Here is a 17,586-nt window from a genome sequence, read left to right on the forward strand (position 1 = left end):
ATACCGCATTAAAAAACTAAACTTCTTTGTCTATCTTAAGTAAAAAATTATAAGGTATCATCAAATAAAAGAATGTTTTATTTAAAATATAAAAAGCTATCAACAAAAAAACAGCAACAATAAAAATAGGGCCAAAATACTCATCATTTTTTAAAAAACCATTCAGAAAAATAATCAACCCCACTTGCATACCTAAAAATACCATTATTGGTGCAAATTTATTTTTTTTATTAACTAGACCATCAAAATACTCATAAAACTCATGCAAAGTCATTTCTTCAGGATTATTTATTTTATCTAAAAGAAATTTATCATAATTTTCATTGTTTTTTAAATTTTTAGAAAATAAAAAAACAGATAAAATAAAATAAAATAAAATTCCAAAATATAAAAAAATCGGATTCACCTCAATTAACAATGTAAAACCAATAATAAAAAACACAAAAGATACAAAAATATGCCCTAATATCCTATGCCTAGAATATGATATATAGTTTTTTCCACGCTTAAGTTTGAAATAAAAAAATAAAACCAAAATAAAGTAAAATAAATAAATAAATTTTAATAAATCCTTCTCAAATCCACCATTAATTGTTAAGGCAAATAAAAAACCAAAAACACCTATAGCAACATTTAAAATAAATTGATTTTTTATAAAGAAATCAGAATCAAACTTTGTTAATTTTATAGACATAATAATTCTCAAAATAACCAGGATGGCAATGTATAATTAAGCCCTAATAACTTATTTCCCTTTTCAGTTATTTCCACCATCGTGTTTTGAGTACAAGTCTGTAAATGATTGTAAAAATCCCTTAATCCCTCAGTAAAACCAAATTTTTCATCAAAGTAGTCGAGGGCCCATCCGATTGCAATACCAACTAATACTCCGACACCAATAACGACACCAATTGGACCTCCACCAACTACAAGACTTACAATTAGAACGCCTAACCAAGTTCCAACTATTGTTTTTACAGCCATTCCCGTAAGATTTGCTAAAAGATCTGTAATATCTTTTTGGCTAGTAGGTAATTTTGCCCATTTTTGAATTTCAATAGCTCCACCTACAATCAAACCTGCTAGCGATCCTTTGACCGTTCCCTTCGGGCTAAAATCAAAAGCAACCTCTCTTGGCAATACTTGAGTTAGCACATCTTTGGAGTTTGCTGCAAACTTTGCATAATGAAAATATGCACGCCCTCTGATTAAACCAATAAAGAATAGACCATTATGATTACCCAAATTTTTTATAATAAATACAGCTTGTGAAGCAGCAACTCCCATAACATTAAAGAAAGGTTTAAAAAATTTATCAATAATACTTACTCGTTTTGCCACATCTAGTGAAGCTGTAGCGACACCTACGCTTACATTCCACCAAGTAGCACTATTATCAAATGAAAATGTTTCTTTTATGCTTTTCCAAATACTCTTAAACTCTTTATCATTACATTTTCTAGGATCTTTCATATCCTCTAATGAAAACTTCTTATCTGGCCCATTATAATTTATATCAATACAATATTGAGCATATTCGTTACCATTATAATCTTGCTTATTAGATTTTCTTCCATCAACCAATGGTTGTTTTAAAATCGAAATTGTCTTTGGCTTTTCATTAGACTTATAAATCTTTCCATCTAATGCCCCAATATTTATCATTTCAATTTCTTTTCCATTTTTATCACTTATAATTATCCCCCCTTTAAATCTCGCAGGCACTTTAAAAATTACTTCCTGCCCATCTTGCCAATTTATAAAACTATTTTGCTTTAATGCATTATTAAATAACACACCACCATCATCCCTTTTAGCAATATAAGTTTTACCTTTAGATAATGATAATAATACTTTAATATCTCTAGAAAATTTCAACTCATTAATTAATGCTGTACTCTGATTTTCCCTAGGCTTAGTGAAAGTTTGTAAAGCATTTCTATCTATTTTCCATTCTCGATACAATTTATCAGAACCAACTGCTATTGCACGTTCCTCTCTGATAATTTCTAATTTAGTTTTTTTATGTCTCAGATAAATATCCAAGTATGGCCGAGTATAAAATCTACTCCGAAAATTATCAACTGAAGACCCTAATGAAATTAATCCCTTATCAGTAGATATAAGATCCGTAAATCCATTTGTATTGAAACTCGACCAATCTTTTATAATCAAAGATTTACCATTCTTATCATTTTCTTTTGCTAAAATCTTGTATTCAAAATGATTTTTATCTAACAACTTCCCAAATGGATCAAAAATTTTAAGTTTAAAATACCCCTTTTCAATCTGAACTGTTTTCACGTTTTCTTTTAAAGAGGTTTCAACTTCTGATAAACTCACTTCATACGTTGGAATCTCATAATATCCTTTACTTGGATTAAATAACTCTATTCTAATTTTTACAGGCGTTTTTGAGGATATTAAAACCGTATAACCATCTTTTGATGCAAAAATATTTTCTACAATTGGTTTATCAGAGATGGATCCGTAAATTTGAACAACTCCTATAAGTGATATTCTGCTCCTCAAATGATGTTATAAACATCAATATATGGAGTATTTTATGGCACGTAGACCAAGAAGAAATCATTCAAATGATTTTAAAGCTAAGGTAGCACTTGCTGCGATTAAAGCAGAAAAAACACTTGCTGAATTGAGTGCTGAGTTTGATGTTCATCAAAACCAAATTATTGACTGGAAAAATCAATTGATCTCAGCTTCCTCGCAAGCTTTCGATCAATCAAAAGCTCCAACAGAACCACCCATCGATCTAAAAAAACTACATGCAAAAATCGGTGAGCAGGCATTAGAAATTGATTTTTTAGAAGGTGTGTTGAAGAAACTGGGCCGCTTCAACCACAAAAGTTAATCGACGACTCACTTCAGATTTCAGTATCTAAGCAAGCTAAGCTGCTGAAAGTCTCCCGTGGTTGTTATTACTATCGCCCAAAACCTGTGAGTGCATCAGATCTGAAGCTGATGCGATGTATTGATGAATTACATATGCAATATCCTTTTGCAGGCAGTCGTATGATGCGTGATTTGTTGAATCGTCAAGGACATCATATAGGACGACGTCATACACGTACTTTAATGAAGAAAATGGGTATTCAGGCGTTATATTGCAAACCAAATTTAAGCCAGGCTAATCAAGCTCACCGTAAATATCCATATCTGCTCAAAGGATTGGCTATTCAGCGCAGTAATCAAGTGTGGTCTACGGATATAACGTATATCCCTATGGCAAAAGGCTTTGTTTATTTATGTGCTGTGATTGATTGGCATAGCCGCAAGGTACTTGCGCATAGAGTATCGATTAGTATGGAGGTGGATTTTTGTATTTCGGCTTTAAATGAAGCGATTGAAAAATATGGTCGACCTGAAATATTTAATACAGACCAAGGCAGCCAGTTTACCAGTGATGCATTTATTGATGTATTGAAATCAAATGGCATTCAAATCAGTATGGATGGTAAAGGTCGATGGGTAGATAATGTGATGGTTGAACGATTATGGCGGAGCGTTAAATATGAAGAGGTGTATCTCAAAGCTTATAGCAGTGTCACAGATGCGAAAAAGCAATTAAGTGCATATTTTGAGTTTTATAATTTGAAACGACCTCATTCGAGTCTAGACAAAATGACACCAAATGAGTTTTACTATGATCAGCTACCCCAACAAAACAAGGTGGCTTAACTAGAGCGGAATATCACTTATAAATACGCTTTTAGTTGTTCAAACAAGTGGGACCACCTCTATCTCCACCTTCCGAATAAACAATTCTATATTTTGCCCCCCAAAAACCAACTGATTGCGCGTATCTATCTTTAAGTACTACTCTAAATTTAGCTTTATAAGGCTTAGTCATTTTTATTTACCTATTTCTTCTTGAAATGATAAATCATTTTCAAATTTTCCATCAAAATGAATATAAAATTTCTGGCTTTGATCAGTTTCAATTAAATGTGTTTCACCATTGGAATTTGTTTTACCACTTTCCACATCTCCATTTTCATAGAAAATAAAATAATTAATATTCTTTCTTAAATTATTATCTGAATCTTTAATAATAAACTTTTTAGAATATGCTTTGCCTTGAGATATTTGAGGTAAAAAAGGAATTTTATAATCTTTTTTAGATCCTGTTACAAACTGATGCTGCCCTGCCTTTGCTTCAAATTTCCCACCAGTAGTCGAAAAAACACCAGATCCATTAATTTTGATCTGTGAACCGCCTGCAGTTAAATTAATCTCTTTCGGGCTGGTAATATAAATCGTATCTTCGGTTGAAATAATTTGAATGCCTTTACGTGCAATCAAATCTGCACCATCGCCCTGAGCCTGAATCTCAACCTTTCCTTTACCAGCAAAAGCACGTAGGCCTTCTTGCGCTGCAAATAAGCTAATCTTCTTACTTGCATGTGCAATTAAACTCTTTTGAGTACTTAAGTTAATGCTGTCACTCGCACTTTGGCTGATCTGCCCATCTGCAGAAATATGAATATCTTCATTTGTACTCAAAGCGATAGAATTGGGTGAAGCCAAGACCATTACAGCTGTTTTAAAGGCATCAGCCTGTTTCGGATCGGTTTTACTTAAGCTATCAATAAAACCCTTAATATTATCCAATACTTCTAATGGATCAGTTTGCTGATTCTTAGCCACCTCACTGAGCGCTTTACTACTGTTTAAACTCCCTTCCAATTGCTGTTTTGCTTCTTGGGCATCCAAGTGCATGCCTGATGCTTGCCCTTGTGAATGTGTACTGAGTAATAAACCTTGCCCTGCCCGAACTGCGCCCCACTGATCAGTCCGCAGTTCAAAGCCCTCGCCACGGTCTGCACTGCTTTCTTTATCTTTCGGATGACTGAGCTTACCTAAATTCAGCTGCGCTGCGCCATGACTGCTTTGCAGTTGTGTTGATATTTGACCTGTAGTGTCATCAAAACGAAGCTGTCCAAAACCTTGCCCTGCGACCTCTTTGGAACGGATACCTGCAATTTTTTTGGTGTCTGGCAATTGTCCTTTATTATCAAATTTGGTTGGGTTACGTGCTCCTTCATGAATACGTCCCACCACAAAAGGCCGGTCAATATTGCCGTCAAAGAAATCGATCACCACAATTTCATCTATGCGTGGTAAGAACCGTGCGCCATAACCTTCACCCGCCCATGGGGTTAAAACATCCACCCAAGCAGAGTCCGTATCGGTATCATTACTACCTGCGCCACCATCATGGCTGTGGTCATCGCTACGAGTGAAAAGGAAGCGAACTTTAATCCGCCCCCACTCATCGACATGAATTTCCTCACCTGCTGGCCCAACCACTTTTGCACGCTGTGCATAAGCATTTGGGCGATGCTGTTCGATGTGATACTCAGGGACAAATGCAATATTACGTCGTTGTAAACTCAGCGTATTGGCTTGTCGTTCATCTTCATCTGCCAAATTTTTAATTGACCATTGACTCTCTTGAATCAGCTGATTGACTTGTGTATTCAAATCTTTCGGTAAGTTGTTTTGATTATAAAAAGATTTTCCGACAATCAAAAACTCTGCATCTGCACCGCTGTGTTGGTCTATTTCTGGATGTTCTTGTAGCTCAAACCAATAACCGACATGGGTATCACGCACCGTACTCTGTGCACTAAATTGTTTTGCTTGAAGCGCATGATATTGGTTCAATTGTTGATTGAGACGCTCAATTTGCGAACCGCCCGAAGCCGTCGCCCCATCTTCACCGTTCAGGTCTTGCATCCACGCTGGGCTGGCATGCCATGCCTGTTCTAAACCCAAGCTGGCATTGTCTTGATTATCGCTATGTTGGTGGCTACTTTGTACAGAACCTGCGCCTTCTTCTTGACTCAGGCTATCTGCTTGCCAGCGTTGTACATGTACTGCGGTAGGTTGCAAGCTACGCTGTGCAATAAAGCTCGTAATACTGTCTTGTTGCTCTGTAGCACTACTGCGATGAAAGCGTATAGAACGACGCGCAAGTGCGCTGTATTGGCTATTATCATCAATTAAACGTAACTTTTGTGGCTGAATGCTCTCTGAAGCATGCATCACCCTATTTTGCGTTTCATCAATCAGCCAATTGATACCTTCACTGCGCAGTAAACGCGTTAAGAAGTCATAATCCGTCTCATTCGACTGCATCATAAATGGACGAACATCATATTCGCGTTGTAAGCCTGAAGTATCTAAACTTAAAGCGGTGGCAAACAGTGGGCTTTTTTGTTGCCATTCTTTAAAGAGAAGCTGTACCACATCAGGTACAGATTTATTCATAAACACACGACTATTACGACGCTTATGCCATAAAGATGTTGCATCTTGCACGCGGAGTTTATACAGCGTTAATGAGCCGTCACTTTGCCCTTGGACTGCTTCCGTAATAATGCCCGTTGTACGGATCAATTGTCCGCGATCAGAGACTTGATCGACTGCGACTTGAGCACCCAAAAAGTTTTTTAAAGGGATGAGTGCATCTGTCGAAAGGCAAATGAGTTCTGCACTCAAACCTTGATTCATTAAATGTTCGCCATCAATGCGCTGTAGGAAAACTTGTGTGTTTAAGGCTGGATTAGAAAACTGAACATGAATAGCACGCTTTTGTGGGCTTAAGCCTAATTTTTCTAATGCAGCAAAGATATGACTTTGCATAATTATTATCTATTATAAAAATTTGATTTTTTAATTCGAGCGTATTTTAAGCAAATTTTAAGCTTTTTTCCAAGCCCTTAATTATTTCTTTTTATCAATACTTCGTAAATTGATGAGTTTATTTGATTATTATTTGTAATTTTTTTGGCCATGTCTGATCTTGATTTAAGTCGTTTCCAAGATACACGTTGACATGGCTCTCATAACTCAATACCTGATTTAGGCTGACTTAGCTTTGCTTGCAAGGTGATCTAATTTTTTTAGCACTTCAGCCACAGCCACCATGGCAAAGCTTGAGGTAACCACCACAGCAGAACCATAACCACCACAGCGTAAGCCTGCACTTGGGCAGACATCTGCACTTGAAAATGGGTTATCTATTGAATACACACAGGTAATTCCAAACTTATCTTTAGGCTTTTTACAAATGCCTTTACTCCGCAGTTGTGTACGTAGTTTTGCCAACATAGGGTCTTGTTCTGTCTTGGATAAATCTGCCACACGAATTTTAAGCGGATCGAGTTTACCCCCTGCTCCACCCGAAACAATCAGAGGTACTTTGTTAAAACGACAGTGCAACATCAGGGCAAATTTGGCTTTCACATCATCAATACAATCTAATATCAGATCTGGATTGCCCGCCAAAAGCTCTGTGACATTTTCTGGCGTTAAATAGTCATCGATTAAATTAATTTTAATTCGAGGGTTGATTGCACGACAGCGCTCAGCCATCACTTCAATTTTTTCATGACCTAAAGTCGTGCTCATAGCAGGCAACTGACGGTTAATATTGGATGCAGCCACTACATCCATATCAACCAGCGTTAATTCGCCAATACCTGTACGTGCCAGTGCCTCAACTGCCCATGAACCTACACCACCAATACCAATGACCATCACATGGCTTTTTTCATAATGATTAAAGTTTTCTTCGCCATAAATTTTAGCGACGCCAGCAAAACGGCGGTCATATTCATCATCTTGAGGTAAGTCGGTCATAAAGGTTCAAAACAGCAAAAACAAGAGCGCTAGTCTAACAAATTTAGTCTGTGTTGACTGCGCTAATATTTTCACAGCACAGCTCGCTTGCGCTTGTTTGATAAATTCCGCACAATTATTTTGATTAAAATTTAAACTAAAATAATTTAAACAATGTGAAATTCAACGGTGCAAGCTGATGACGTTTTTTACTTTTTTATTGTGTCTCAATGCTTTGCTTATTTTGGCTTATGCGACACTCATTTTGATGTATCAAAAGAAAAATCTAAATTTAAGTATCATTATTCGAGTGTTGTTTTTAACTCTATTTAGCTTGGTCGTATTTGCGCACTATGAAAGTGAGCAGCAATTTATTGTGATGCTGTGTTTATGGGTCATCTTTGAAGCCTTTTATTTAAAAAAAATTCATCATGCCCAATCTGGTAAATAAGGTCTTGCACAAGTCGGCACCATAAAAAAAGAGGCTTGCGCCCCTTTTTGCTCCACCACAACTTAGTCTTTATTCATAATAAAGAAATATTCACGGTAGTATTTGAGTTCTGCAATCGAATCGCGGATGTCATCCATTGCCAAATGTGAGGCATTCTTTTTCAAGCCACCCATAATTTCTGGGCGCCAGCGTTTTGCAAGCTCTTTAACACTTGAAACATCTAGGTTACGGTAATGAAAGAACTGCTCAAGTTCAGGCATTAAACGGTGCATGAAGCGACGGTCTTGGCAAATTGAGTTACCGCACATTGGTGAAGTTTTTGGGTTCACCCACTTTTTCAAAAATTCTAAAGTCTGCTGTTCTACATCTTGCGCAGACAATTTACTACGGCGTACACGTTCAATCAGACCTGATTGACCATGCTGACGTGTATTCCACTCATCCATCGCATTTAAAATGATATTTGATTGATGTACCGCAAGCACAGGCCCCTCTGCCAGAATATTCAAATTATCATCCGTCACAATCGTTGCAATTTCAATAATTTGATCGTTATCTGTATCGAGACCTGTCATTTCTAGGTCAATCCAAATGAGGCGAGTATCCGGTGTGCTGCTCATAAATGTGCAATCTTATTAGGCATAAAAAATCTATAGTAGCAAATTTATTGGGCCTGCGCTGTAATTAGCCCCCGCTTCATGCTATTTTTGCGGTCTAGTTTCCATGGTTTTTTAGGACACGAATGGCCTTAATTCGCAAGCGCCGCCTGACCGAACAACAGCAGCGCCGCATTCAAAAACAGCATAAATCTCGTCAAGAAGACATCGATACATCGAATGATCTTGAGGGACTGGTGGTACAACATTATGGGCGGCAACTTGAAGTTCAAGCGCTCACTGAACCTGCTGTTCATGCCGAAAAGCCAACTGTTGCTGCCGGTGAACCTGAGCCATTTTGGAAAGCGATTGAATTGGGCAGTATCTGGCGCTGCCATACTCGGACCAATTTAGAAGCATTGGTAACCGGTGACCGCGTGAAATGGCAAGCCGACCCCAATACGGGCCTCGGGATTATTACCGCAATTCATCCACGCCAATCATTGCTTACACGTCCAGACCGCTATCACAAAGTGAAGCCTGTAGCCGCCAATGTCAGTCTGATTGTGATTGTATTTGCGGCCTTTCCAGAGGTTGCTCCTAGCTTGATCGATCGCTATTTAGTGGCCTGTGAAGATGCCAATATCCCCGCATTATTGGTGCTCAATAAAATGGATTTGGTCAAAGAAAACGACCCTATTCTAACGATTGTGCAAGAGTATAAAAACTTAGGTTATGAAGTTTTACTGACGCAGTCTGATGGTGATTTATCTGAATTGGCTGGTCGTTTAGCTGGCGAAACCGTTGTATTTGTGGGGCAATCTGGCGTAGGCAAAAGCTCGCTCATTAATACCATTGTTCCAGATGCGCTGCAAAAGACCAACATCATTTCTGAAAACTCAGCACTAGGGCAACATACCACGACCTCGACACGCTTAATTTCCTTTGGTGAAAATGCTGCCTTAATTGACTCCCCCGGAATTCGTGAATTTGGCCTCTGGCATTTAGATACAGAAAATGTGCAAAATGGTTTCCCTGAGATTCATAATTTACTCGGGCATTGCCAATTCCGTAACTGTACCCATAAACATGAGAAAAAATGTGCGTTGCGTATTGCTGCCGAAGAAGGTCAAATTTTGCAACGTCGCCTAGACAGCTTCTTACGTTTAATTGATGAAATTACGGAAGCTCAGCAAAAAAATTAGTTTTATTCTGTTGCAGCACTTGAAGCGGTGATTTTGATCACCATATTTATGAGCTATACTCTTGGCAATTTTTGAATTGTAATTTAGGTGACTTGTGGAACGTTGGTTCGAATTTATGGGGAATCACCCCTTCTTATTTGGAACGCTCGCTGTATTGGTAGTGCTGTTCTTTATCCTTGAAGGCCAACGTAATGGTCGTAAAATTTCACCGCAATCATTGGGTATTTTAGTTAAAGCTAAAAATGCAATGTTGATTGATTTACGTGATGCTAAAGATTTCCGTGAAGGTCATATCAGCGGTAGCCGTAACATTCCATACAGCCAAATTACAAAACATCTTGATGAACTTAAAACTTCTGATCGTCCATTAGTATTCGTCTGTAATTTGGGTCAAGTCGCAGGTTCAGCTTTACAACAAGTTGGACACGCAGATGCTTATCGCTTAGATGGTGGCATCAGCAACTGGAAAGCTCAAGGCTTACCTTTGGTTAAAGCAAAATAAAGATTGAGGAGATTTAACATGGCTGAAGTAACGATTTATTCTACTACTGTTTGTCCATACTGCATTCGTGCAAAACAGCTCCTTGAGCGCAAAGGCGTAGCTTATAAAGAAGTTAATCTATCCAATGAAGCGCCTGAAGTTCGTGTTGAGTTAATGCAACGCACTAACCACCGCACTGTGCCACAAATCTTTATTGGTGAACAATTTATTGGCGGTTTTGATCAACTTTATGCTTTAGAGCGTGAAGGCAAACTCGATGATTTATTGGCTTAATCGCCAATAAACATCATCTCTTCATATTAAGGATTAAAGAATGAGTGAAGAACAACAAGCTCCACAATTAGCATTAGAGCGCATTTACACTAAAGATATTTCTTTTGAAGTACCTGGGGCACAAGTTTTTACTAAAGAATGGCAACCTGAGTTAAACATCAACCTTTCTTCTTCTGCAGAAAAAGTTGACCCAACTCATTTTGAAGTTTCTTTAAAAGTTGTTGTTCAAGCAAACAATGCGGGCGATACAGCATTTATCGTTGATGTAACACAATCAGGTATTTTCTTGATTGATGCAGTAGAAGAAGAACGTCTTCCGTACATTCTTGGTGCATACTGCCCGAACATTTTGTTCCCATTCTTGCGTGAAGCAGTAAATGATATGGTTACTAAAGGCAGCTTCCCTCAGTTGCTTCTTACACCAATCAACTTCGATGCTGAATTCGAAGCGAATATGCAACGTGCTCAAGCCGCTGCTGCTGAAGGCCAAGCTTAATCGTAAAGCCTCAGATATAAAAAAGACCGCATTTGCGGTCTTTTTTATTGCCTTTTTAAGGGCTCCTTCTCCCTTTGGGATAAGGTTGGGATGAGGGTGAAATAACCCTCTCCCTAGCCCTCTTCCAAAAGGAGAAGGAACTGAAAGCGAATTATTCAGCATCCAGCATTAACTCAGCGCTCATACCGACAGTATTGAAGCCTGCGTCTACATATAAAATTTCGCCTGTAATACCATTTGCCCAAGGTGAACATAGGAATAATGCTGCATTACCCACATCTTCAATGGTTACATTACGGCGTAATGGTGCAACTTTTTCATTCAAGTCGAGCATTTTACGGAATGATTTAATCCCCGAAGCGGCTAAGGTACGAATTGGACCTGCAGAGATTGCATTCACACGAATACCTTCTGCACCCAAACTTGATGCTAAGTAACGTACACCAGCTTCTAAAGATGCTTTTGCCATGCCCATGACATTGTAGTTTGGCATCACACGCTCAGAACCTTGGTAAGTCAGTGTTAATAAACAACCTTGACGCACTTGCAATAAAGGCTTCGCTGCACGCGCCATTGCTACAAAGCTATAGGCACTGATGTCATGCGCAATTTTAAAGCCATCGCGGTCCGTAATTTCAGTAAAGTCGCCATCTAGCGTATGCGCAGGTGCAAAACCAATTGAATGCACAACGCCATCCAAACCGTCCCAATGTTTTGCAAGTTCTGCAAAAGCTGTATCAATTTCTGCATCTACAGCAACATCACATGGGAACACTAAAGTTGAACCAAATTGTTCTGCAAAATCATCAACACGTTTTTTTAATTTTTCATTTGGGTAAGTAAAAGCAAGTTCAGCACCTTCACGATGTAATGCTTGTGCAATACCAAATGCGATTGATAATTTGCTGGCAATCCCTGCGATTAAAAAGCGCTTACCTGCCAATAGTCCTTGTGCCATGTGAATCTCACTCGAAAAAATTTTAAAGCATAATGCCAAGTCTAAAGCATTTTAGACATTGCATAATGCACCTTTTTTTAAACTTTATCGCTTCAGCTCAACCTAAAGCAACATTTAAGACAATGCTAAAGCTTCCAAACTATTGCGCCATAACTGGTCTGCAAGTTTCTGTTCATCTTGCCCAAGACTTTGTGCCAAAGCCTGTAAAACATAGGGCAAATTGACAGGCGTATTTCGCGTTCGGCTACCATCACCCAACTGACAACACAGCGGTGTCATGTCTGGGCAATCTGTTTCTAATACCAAATGTTCAGGCCCTAAAGCCTGCACGACCTTATGTAGTTTCTTGGCATTTGGGTTCGTAATTTGCCCTGTCACGCCAATTTTAAAGCCTAAATGAACAAAAGCTTTGGCTTCTTCCACCCCACCACTAAAAGCATGTGCAATGCCACCATGCCGAAAATTTTGGCTTTTCAGCATTTTTAAGACTTCAGCATGAGACTTACGAATATGCAATAAAATTGGCTTTTGATAATGTTGTGCCAGCGTGATTTGACTGGCAAAAAAATACTGTTGCTGTGCAAAAATATTAGGCTGTTTATGCTGTGGCATAAAAGTATCTAAACCAATTTCACCAATGGCCACACACGTTTCTGTTTGTAAAATCTGCTCTAGATCAAACAAATGCTGTTCACGGTGCTGTTCAATATAAAATGGATGCAGGCCTGGCGCTAAATAGCTACGTGGTGCATTTGGCAGCTGTTGTACAAAATGATGACTCTGAATTAATTCTGCAAAGCGTGATTGTAAAAAACCAATATGCACCAAAGCCTCTACGCCTACCGTCTTTGCAGCCTGTGCGAGTTCAGCCCGATCAATATCAAAATCAGGCACATCAAAATGCGTGTGCGTATCAAATAAATACATGAATTATTTCGATGCAGGTTTTGGTTGTGCTTCAGATGCAACGGTTTCTACTTTAGCTGGTAAATATTGTGCTTTAAGCACTGTTTCCAACTGAGCGTATGGAATCGTTAAACGAGGTAGCCCCACGACGTAAGGTCCAATGTCATATTCACCGTATTGTAAAATTAGCCCCTCTTTAGACAAATAATAATTATCGCTCAGCTTAAATTTCCACGCCTGCTCATAATCTTGCACATTGTCTGCCAACTTGGCATCGATGACCCATGTTTTAAATGCCTCATGTGCTAATTGTTCTAAACGCGGCTTTTGCTTTGCTAAAAGTAGTGCATCTAAAGTTACTAATTTTTTGCTTTTGAGATCAAAGTTATAATACTGCTGTGCCGACGCGCCATGCGCTCCACCCAAATAGCTACTGCTATTCAAAACAACAGTCGCAATCGGCTCACCTGAATTTAAGATTTTAGGCTTAATCATCAGACTGATTTTTTGGGCTGAGCTTAAATTTTTCAGCTCTTTATCCAACGCCACAAAAGCCTGTAGATAGGGTGCAAGTTGCTGCTGCAGTTTCACTTGTGGTGTTTGTACATCGGCCAGTGATTTTACCTCGGATGCTACCTGAGCTTCACTGGCTGCTAGGTTTGCCTTTTTCTGTTCAGGCTCTACTGAAAGCATTGCTCCCAATTGCTGTAAAATTTGCTGATCAATAAATTCATCAATAAAGCTTTGATTACTGTTTAAGCGATCCAACGAAATTTCAGGGCAACTTTTGCCATCACACTCAGGCAATTGAATTTTTAATTTTTCTGAATCACCAATTAATTTGGCACTGAGGTCTGGCGCAGGCTTGGTCGCTTTTTCAGGCTCTGCCTTAGGCTCAGCTTGCTGTGGTTGACATGCAACTAAGCCCATGGACAACACTAAAATGCTGAATAATCCTATATTTTTATGTTTTAACATTTTATTAACCTATAGCCTAAAGGTGCGCTTACATCATGTCAGTGATTGCATGCTTTGTCATTTTCTATACACAAAATGCACCTATTTCCATCACTAAACCAATACGTATTTATATCAGATTTCAGCATTTTATTTAAAACATGGAAGGGTAAATATCCGCTTTTAATACTTGTTGAGTTTGTTCTTTGGTTAAATAAATATCCAACTGTTGCCCGTCTTTGACAATTTCGTTAGAACGATAATGCAGACCAATACCTTCTTGGTCAAAGAACCAGTCTGCCTGTCCCCAATATAATTTTTTAGGTGCATCCTTACGCACCAATGTATTTTGTTCTTTGAGCCATTGGGCATAGGCTTTTTGTACAAAAGCGTCCATTTTAGCCTGTTGTTTTGGCTCTATAATATCAAGCGCGGTTAAATTTTTTTGCGTACGGCGGTCCGCGACAAAAAAGTAATACCGCTCTTTTACTTTAATATTTTCTTGGGCACTATCGACCCCCACTTGCATCAACACAAATTGATTCCGCTGATACGGAATTCGCGTATATACCGCCAACTCATAAGCATGATTGGCCTTAAATTCAGCTTGCCATGCATCCGATTTTTTAACATAAGCATTTACAGCTTGTTGCAAACTCATTTGTTGCTTTAAGCCAATTTGGTCTTGAATCACTTGCGCCTGCTTTTGTTCAATCCACGTATTTAACCAGCTATCTTTGTTTTTTAAGGTTTGAATTTCTAACTCAATACAATTTTTAGTTTCACAAAAAGGCAAAGCGATTTGTGCTGTTTGTTCTTGAATATTTAGGTACGGCAATACTTCTGCTAATTCTTTTTTGGGTGTAGCCTGTACTGGTTCTGAAGCAACCTTAGCATCGGATGCTGGCTGTTTTGCGCGATCATCACAGCCACTCAATCCAATACTGAGTGCGATGAATGACAAAAAGGCGGTGTGCTGAAGTAGCTTCATAACAAGCAAATAACCTATAAAAGTTAAGTTAAATTTATCACAAATTAAAACAGCTTCCTAAGAAGCTGTTTTCAATAAATCAGATACTGGTAAAACTAAAGCATATTTTTAGTGTTCACGGGTATTGCGGAACACAATATCAGGATAACGCTCTTGCATTAGCTGTAAGTTCACACGGCTCGGTGCAAGATAGGTTAAATGACCACCACCATCGACAGACAATTGGTCATGTGCTTTTTTCTTAAATTCATTGAATTTTTTCTCATCATCACACGATACCCAACGTACAGTGTTGATGCTGACAGGCTCGTATACACAATCCACTTTGTATTCTTCTTTCAAGCGGTATGCAACCACTTCAAACTGAAGTACACCGACAGCACCAACAATCAAGTCGTTACTGTTTTGAGGCATGAACACCTGTGTTGCACCCTCTTCCGAAAGTTCTTTTAAGCCTTTTTGTAACTGCTTAGATTTTAATGGATCTTTTAAGCGTACGCGGCGGAACATTTCTGGTGCAAAGTGTGGAATACCTGTGAATTGAAGCTTTTCACCTGATGTAAAGGTATCGCCAATTTGAATGGTACCGTGGTTATGCAAACCAATAATATCACCCGGCCACGCCTCTTCTAAATGCTGACGGTCGCCTGCTAAGAAGGTTAATGCATCTGAAATACGCACATCTTTATCTAGACGTACATGCTTCATTTTCAGGCCTTTTTCATATTTACCCGAACAGATACGCATAAAGGCAATACGGTCACGGTGTTTTGGATCCATGTTGGCTTGAATTTTAAATACAAAGCCTGTGAAACCTTCTTCAGTCGCGTCCACTTTACGGTCTTGTGTTGGGTGCGCTTTTGGTTCTGGTGCATAGTTACTAAATGCATCAAGTACATGGTCTACACCAAAGTTGCCAAGCGCAGTACCAAACAATACAGGCGTTTGACGACCCGCTAAAAACTCTGCACGATCCAATGGTTCATTGGCCATTTGTACGAGTTCTAATGATTCTTCAAACGCTGCCCAAGCCAACTCACCTACTTTTTCACGTAAGTCTGGGTAGTCATAGCCATCACGGATTTCAATGTCTGTAATGGTTGAACCAAAGCCTGCTTTATATACATAGAACTTTTCTTCGATGAGGTTGAATACACCAGCGAAGTCACGACCTGTACCTAAAGGCCAAGTTAAAGGTACACATTTAATTTTGAGGACGTTTTCAATTTCATCTAGCAATTCTAATGGCTCACGAATTTCGCGGTCCATTTTGTTGACGAATGAAATGATTGGTGTGTCACGCATACGACACACTTCCATCAATTTAATCGTACGGTCTTCGACACCTTTTGCACCATCAATCACCATAAGTGCAGAGTCAACCGCTGTTAATGTGCGATAAGTATCTTCAGAGAAATCTTCATGCCCTGGGGTGTCGAGAAGGTTAATCATCTTGTCTTTGAATGGGAACTGCATGACTGACGTGGTAATTGAGATCCCACGTTCTTTTTCCATTTCCATCCAGTCAGATGTTGCCGCACGGTCAGACTTACGGCTTTTTACCATCCCCGCAACCTGAATTGCTTGTCCCCATAACAGCAGTTTTTCTGTCATGGTGGTTTTACCCGCATCGGGGTGGGAAATAATCGCGAACGTACGACGCTGAGCGACCTGTGTCGCTAATTCATCTTTAAAACTCATGGAAAGACACCTACTGCAGACGCGCAGCGCAAAAGACCAAATCTGATCAAATCAAAAATTGGCGATATTGTAGCAGATTTCTTTCGGTATTCCTCCACCCTCACATACACACCAAAATACATGATTACACTTTAGCAGTCCGCATTTCATCCGCTTCTTCGTCATGCCTTCAATCAACTTGGAATTCGTTATTGTTCAATAAAAAAAGACTGACCAGCTTATAATAGAGCCAACATTTCCAAGGTAATTTTTTTCACAGCATCACGACTTTGAATAATATGTGCTTGAATACTCTCCAAGGCTAAATCTTTATTTTTGCTAAGGATCTGTTCCAATATCTTTTGATGTTCTGCATAGGTTGCATCAATACGATAATCTTTAGAAAAATCTAAACGGCGAATAATACGGATTTTTTCACTCACATCCCGATGCACCTTTGCCATTTCACTATTACCAATTGCTTCAACCAATTGACAGTGAAATGCTTCATCTTGCATAGATAAAGTTTTTAAATCATGCAAAAACCGTTCAGGCTGAATACACCACAAATTCACCAATGTCTGTAAAGCCTGTTTGAGTTGTTCTGGTTCCATTTTACAGAGCTGCTCAATGGCATAGCATTCCAGCAAAATCCGTAAATCGTACAGTTCTTCGTAGGCTTTAAAATTGAGTGGCTTCACTTCCCAACCGCTGCGAAAATGCACCCGTACATAACCATCTTGCTGTAAACGGTATAAAGCCTGCCGTACGGGTGTACGGCTGACTTCATACAATTCTGCAATTTCAGATTCGGTAAAACGTGCACCCGGTTTGAGCTGAAAATCAAAAATATCGTTTTTTATTTTTTGGAAAACCAGCTCAGACAAGTTGTCTGAGCTTTTCCCAACAATGGCTGAAGTCATG

17 protein-coding genes are annotated in these 17,586 nt (G+C 38.8%); 6 read left to right on the plus strand and 11 right to left on the minus strand.

Annotation, left to right across the window (positions count from 1 at the left end):
• Positions 1-16: 16 nt before the first annotated feature.
• Together C9E88_RS13680 and C9E88_RS13685 are read right to left on the minus strand one after the other, a co-directional pair.
• Positions 17-694 carry a hypothetical protein gene (locus C9E88_RS13680; RefSeq protein ID WP_106986073.1) on the minus strand — a complete coding sequence of 226 codons (678 nt, stop codon included), beginning with the start codon at positions 692-694 and terminating at the stop codon, positions 17-19.
• A gap of 8 nt (positions 695-702) precedes the next feature.
• Positions 703-2,343, minus strand: coding sequence for a hypothetical protein (locus tag C9E88_RS13685; RefSeq protein ID WP_137287912.1), 1,641 nt, complete (start codon positions 2,341-2,343; stop codon positions 703-705).
• A gap of 223 nt (positions 2,344-2,566) precedes the next feature.
• Here C9E88_RS13685 and C9E88_RS13690 point away from each other — a divergent pair.
• A protein-coding gene (locus C9E88_RS13690) for an IS3-like element ISAba14 family transposase (RefSeq protein ID WP_223155595.1) occupies positions 2,567-3,699 on the plus strand; the annotation gives its coding sequence in 2 pieces (ribosomal slippage) (positions 2,567-2,819 and positions 2,819-3,699; 1,134 coding nt in all).
• 174 nt (positions 3,700-3,873) lie between these two features.
• Here the strand turns inward: C9E88_RS13690 and C9E88_RS13695 are convergent.
• Together C9E88_RS13695 and C9E88_RS13700 are read right to left on the minus strand one after the other, a co-directional pair.
• A complete protein-coding gene (locus tag C9E88_RS13695) occupies positions 3,874-6,669 on the minus strand; it encodes a type VI secretion system Vgr family protein (RefSeq protein WP_167514214.1) in 2,796 nt (931 codons plus the stop codon).
• Between the two features lie 219 nt (positions 6,670-6,888).
• On the minus strand, positions 6,889-7,668 hold the full coding sequence (locus C9E88_RS13700; protein ID WP_106985179.1) for a tRNA threonylcarbamoyladenosine dehydratase: 780 nt from the start codon (positions 7,666-7,668) through the stop codon (positions 6,889-6,891).
• Between the two features lie 178 nt (positions 7,669-7,846).
• On the opposite strand from C9E88_RS13700, the gene C9E88_RS13705 reads away from it, so the two are divergent.
• Entirely contained in the window at positions 7,847-8,098 is a 252-nt protein-coding gene (locus C9E88_RS13705; protein ID WP_106985178.1) for a hypothetical protein, read from the plus strand.
• Positions 8,099-8,160: 62 nt separating this feature from the next.
• Here C9E88_RS13705 and orn read toward each other — a convergent pair whose 3' ends face one another.
• Positions 8,161-8,718 (minus strand): oligoribonuclease, encoded by a 558-nt coding sequence (gene orn, locus C9E88_RS13710; protein WP_106985177.1) that lies wholly within the window; start codon positions 8,716-8,718, stop codon positions 8,161-8,163.
• A 122-nt stretch (positions 8,719-8,840) separates the two neighbouring features.
• Here orn and rsgA point away from each other — a divergent pair, with 122 nt between their 5' ends.
• The 4 genes from rsgA to secB all read left to right on the plus strand — a co-directional run bounded on the left by rsgA (position 8,841) and on the right by secB (position 11,170).
• Positions 8,841-9,899 carry a small ribosomal subunit biogenesis GTPase RsgA gene (gene rsgA / locus C9E88_RS13715; protein ID WP_106985176.1) on the plus strand — a complete coding sequence of 353 codons (1,059 nt, stop codon included), beginning with the start codon at positions 8,841-8,843 and terminating at the stop codon, positions 9,897-9,899.
• 94 nt (positions 9,900-9,993) lie between these two features.
• Complete coding sequence (locus C9E88_RS13720) at positions 9,994-10,401, plus strand: rhodanese-like domain-containing protein (RefSeq protein WP_106985175.1); 408 nt, start codon at positions 9,994-9,996, stop codon at positions 10,399-10,401.
• 18 nt (positions 10,402-10,419) lie between these two features.
• Positions 10,420-10,674, plus strand: a complete 255-nt coding sequence (gene grxC, locus C9E88_RS13725; protein ID WP_106985174.1) for a glutaredoxin 3 — start codon at positions 10,420-10,422, stop codon at positions 10,672-10,674.
• A 40-nt stretch (positions 10,675-10,714) separates the two neighbouring features.
• Entirely contained in the window at positions 10,715-11,170 is a 456-nt protein-coding gene (secB, locus tag C9E88_RS13730) for a protein-export chaperone SecB (RefSeq protein ID WP_106985173.1), read from the plus strand.
• Positions 11,171-11,321: 151 nt separating this feature from the next.
• Here the strand turns inward: secB and C9E88_RS13735 are convergent, their stop codons facing one another.
• From C9E88_RS13735 to C9E88_RS13760, 6 genes are all read right to left on the minus strand, one after another.
• Positions 11,322-12,128 (minus strand): enoyl-ACP reductase FabI, encoded by an 807-nt coding sequence (locus C9E88_RS13735; protein ID WP_106985172.1) that lies wholly within the window; start codon positions 12,126-12,128, stop codon positions 11,322-11,324.
• A 114-nt stretch (positions 12,129-12,242) separates the two neighbouring features.
• On the minus strand, positions 12,243-13,055 hold the full coding sequence (locus C9E88_RS13740; protein ID WP_106985171.1) for a TatD family hydrolase: 813 nt from the start codon (positions 13,053-13,055) through the stop codon (positions 12,243-12,245).
• 3 nt (positions 13,056-13,058) lie between these two features.
• The gene (locus tag C9E88_RS13745) at positions 13,059-14,012 is read right to left on the minus strand and encodes an RsiV family protein (RefSeq protein WP_106985170.1); all 954 of its coding nucleotides are present in this window, start codon (positions 14,010-14,012) and stop codon (positions 13,059-13,061) included.
• Between the two features lie 133 nt (positions 14,013-14,145).
• The gene (locus C9E88_RS13750) at positions 14,146-14,982 is read right to left on the minus strand and encodes a hypothetical protein (protein ID WP_106985169.1); all 837 of its coding nucleotides are present in this window, start codon (positions 14,980-14,982) and stop codon (positions 14,146-14,148) included.
• 108 nt (positions 14,983-15,090) lie between these two features.
• Positions 15,091-16,683, minus strand: a complete 1,593-nt coding sequence (locus tag C9E88_RS13755; RefSeq protein WP_106985168.1) for a peptide chain release factor 3 — start codon at positions 16,681-16,683, stop codon at positions 15,091-15,093.
• A 218-nt stretch (positions 16,684-16,901) separates the two neighbouring features.
• Positions 16,902-17,585 carry a GntR family transcriptional regulator gene (locus tag C9E88_RS13760; RefSeq protein WP_106985167.1) on the minus strand — a complete coding sequence of 228 codons (684 nt, stop codon included), beginning with the start codon at positions 17,583-17,585 and terminating at the stop codon, positions 16,902-16,904.
• Between the last annotated feature and the right edge of the window lies 1 nt (position 17,586).

This window comes from Acinetobacter cumulans, assembly GCF_003024525.3.
Lineage (GTDB): Bacteria > Pseudomonadota > Gammaproteobacteria > Pseudomonadales > Moraxellaceae > Acinetobacter > Acinetobacter cumulans.

Bases quoted from the DNA above. Each gene is read 5' to 3' on its own strand.
- C9E88_RS13680 (WP_106986073.1), bottom strand. From the start codon at position 694: ATGTCTATAAAATTAACAAAGTTTGATTCTGATTTCTTTATAAAAAAT.
- C9E88_RS13695 (WP_167514214.1), bottom strand. From the start codon at position 6,669: ATGCAAAGTCATATCTTTGCTGCATTAGAAAAATTAGGCTTAAGCCCA.
- C9E88_RS13700 (WP_106985179.1), bottom strand. From the start codon at position 7,668: ATGACCGACTTACCTCAAGATGATGAATATGACCGCCGTTTTGCTGGC.
- C9E88_RS13705 (WP_106985178.1), top strand. From the start codon at position 7,847: ATGACGTTTTTTACTTTTTTATTGTGTCTCAATGCTTTGCTTATTTTG.
- orn (WP_106985177.1), bottom strand. From the start codon at position 8,718: ATGAGCAGCACACCGGATACTCGCCTCATTTGGATTGACCTAGAAATG.
- rsgA (WP_106985176.1), top strand. From the start codon at position 8,841: ATGGCCTTAATTCGCAAGCGCCGCCTGACCGAACAACAGCAGCGCCGC.
- grxC (WP_106985174.1), top strand. From the start codon at position 10,420: ATGGCTGAAGTAACGATTTATTCTACTACTGTTTGTCCATACTGCATT.
- secB (WP_106985173.1), top strand. From the start codon at position 10,715: ATGAGTGAAGAACAACAAGCTCCACAATTAGCATTAGAGCGCATTTAC.
- C9E88_RS13735 (WP_106985172.1), bottom strand. From the start codon at position 12,128: ATGGCACAAGGACTATTGGCAGGTAAGCGCTTTTTAATCGCAGGGATT.
- C9E88_RS13740 (WP_106985171.1), bottom strand. From the start codon at position 13,055: ATGTATTTATTTGATACGCACACGCATTTTGATGTGCCTGATTTTGAT.
- C9E88_RS13745 (WP_106985170.1), bottom strand. From the start codon at position 14,012: ATGTTAAAACATAAAAATATAGGATTATTCAGCATTTTAGTGTTGTCC.
- C9E88_RS13750 (WP_106985169.1), bottom strand. From the start codon at position 14,982: ATGAAGCTACTTCAGCACACCGCCTTTTTGTCATTCATCGCACTCAGT.
- C9E88_RS13755 (WP_106985168.1), bottom strand. From the start codon at position 16,683: ATGAGTTTTAAAGATGAATTAGCGACACAGGTCGCTCAGCGTCGTACG.
- C9E88_RS13760 (WP_106985167.1), bottom strand. From the start codon at position 17,585: ATGACTTCAGCCATTGTTGGGAAAAGCTCAGACAACTTGTCTGAGCTG.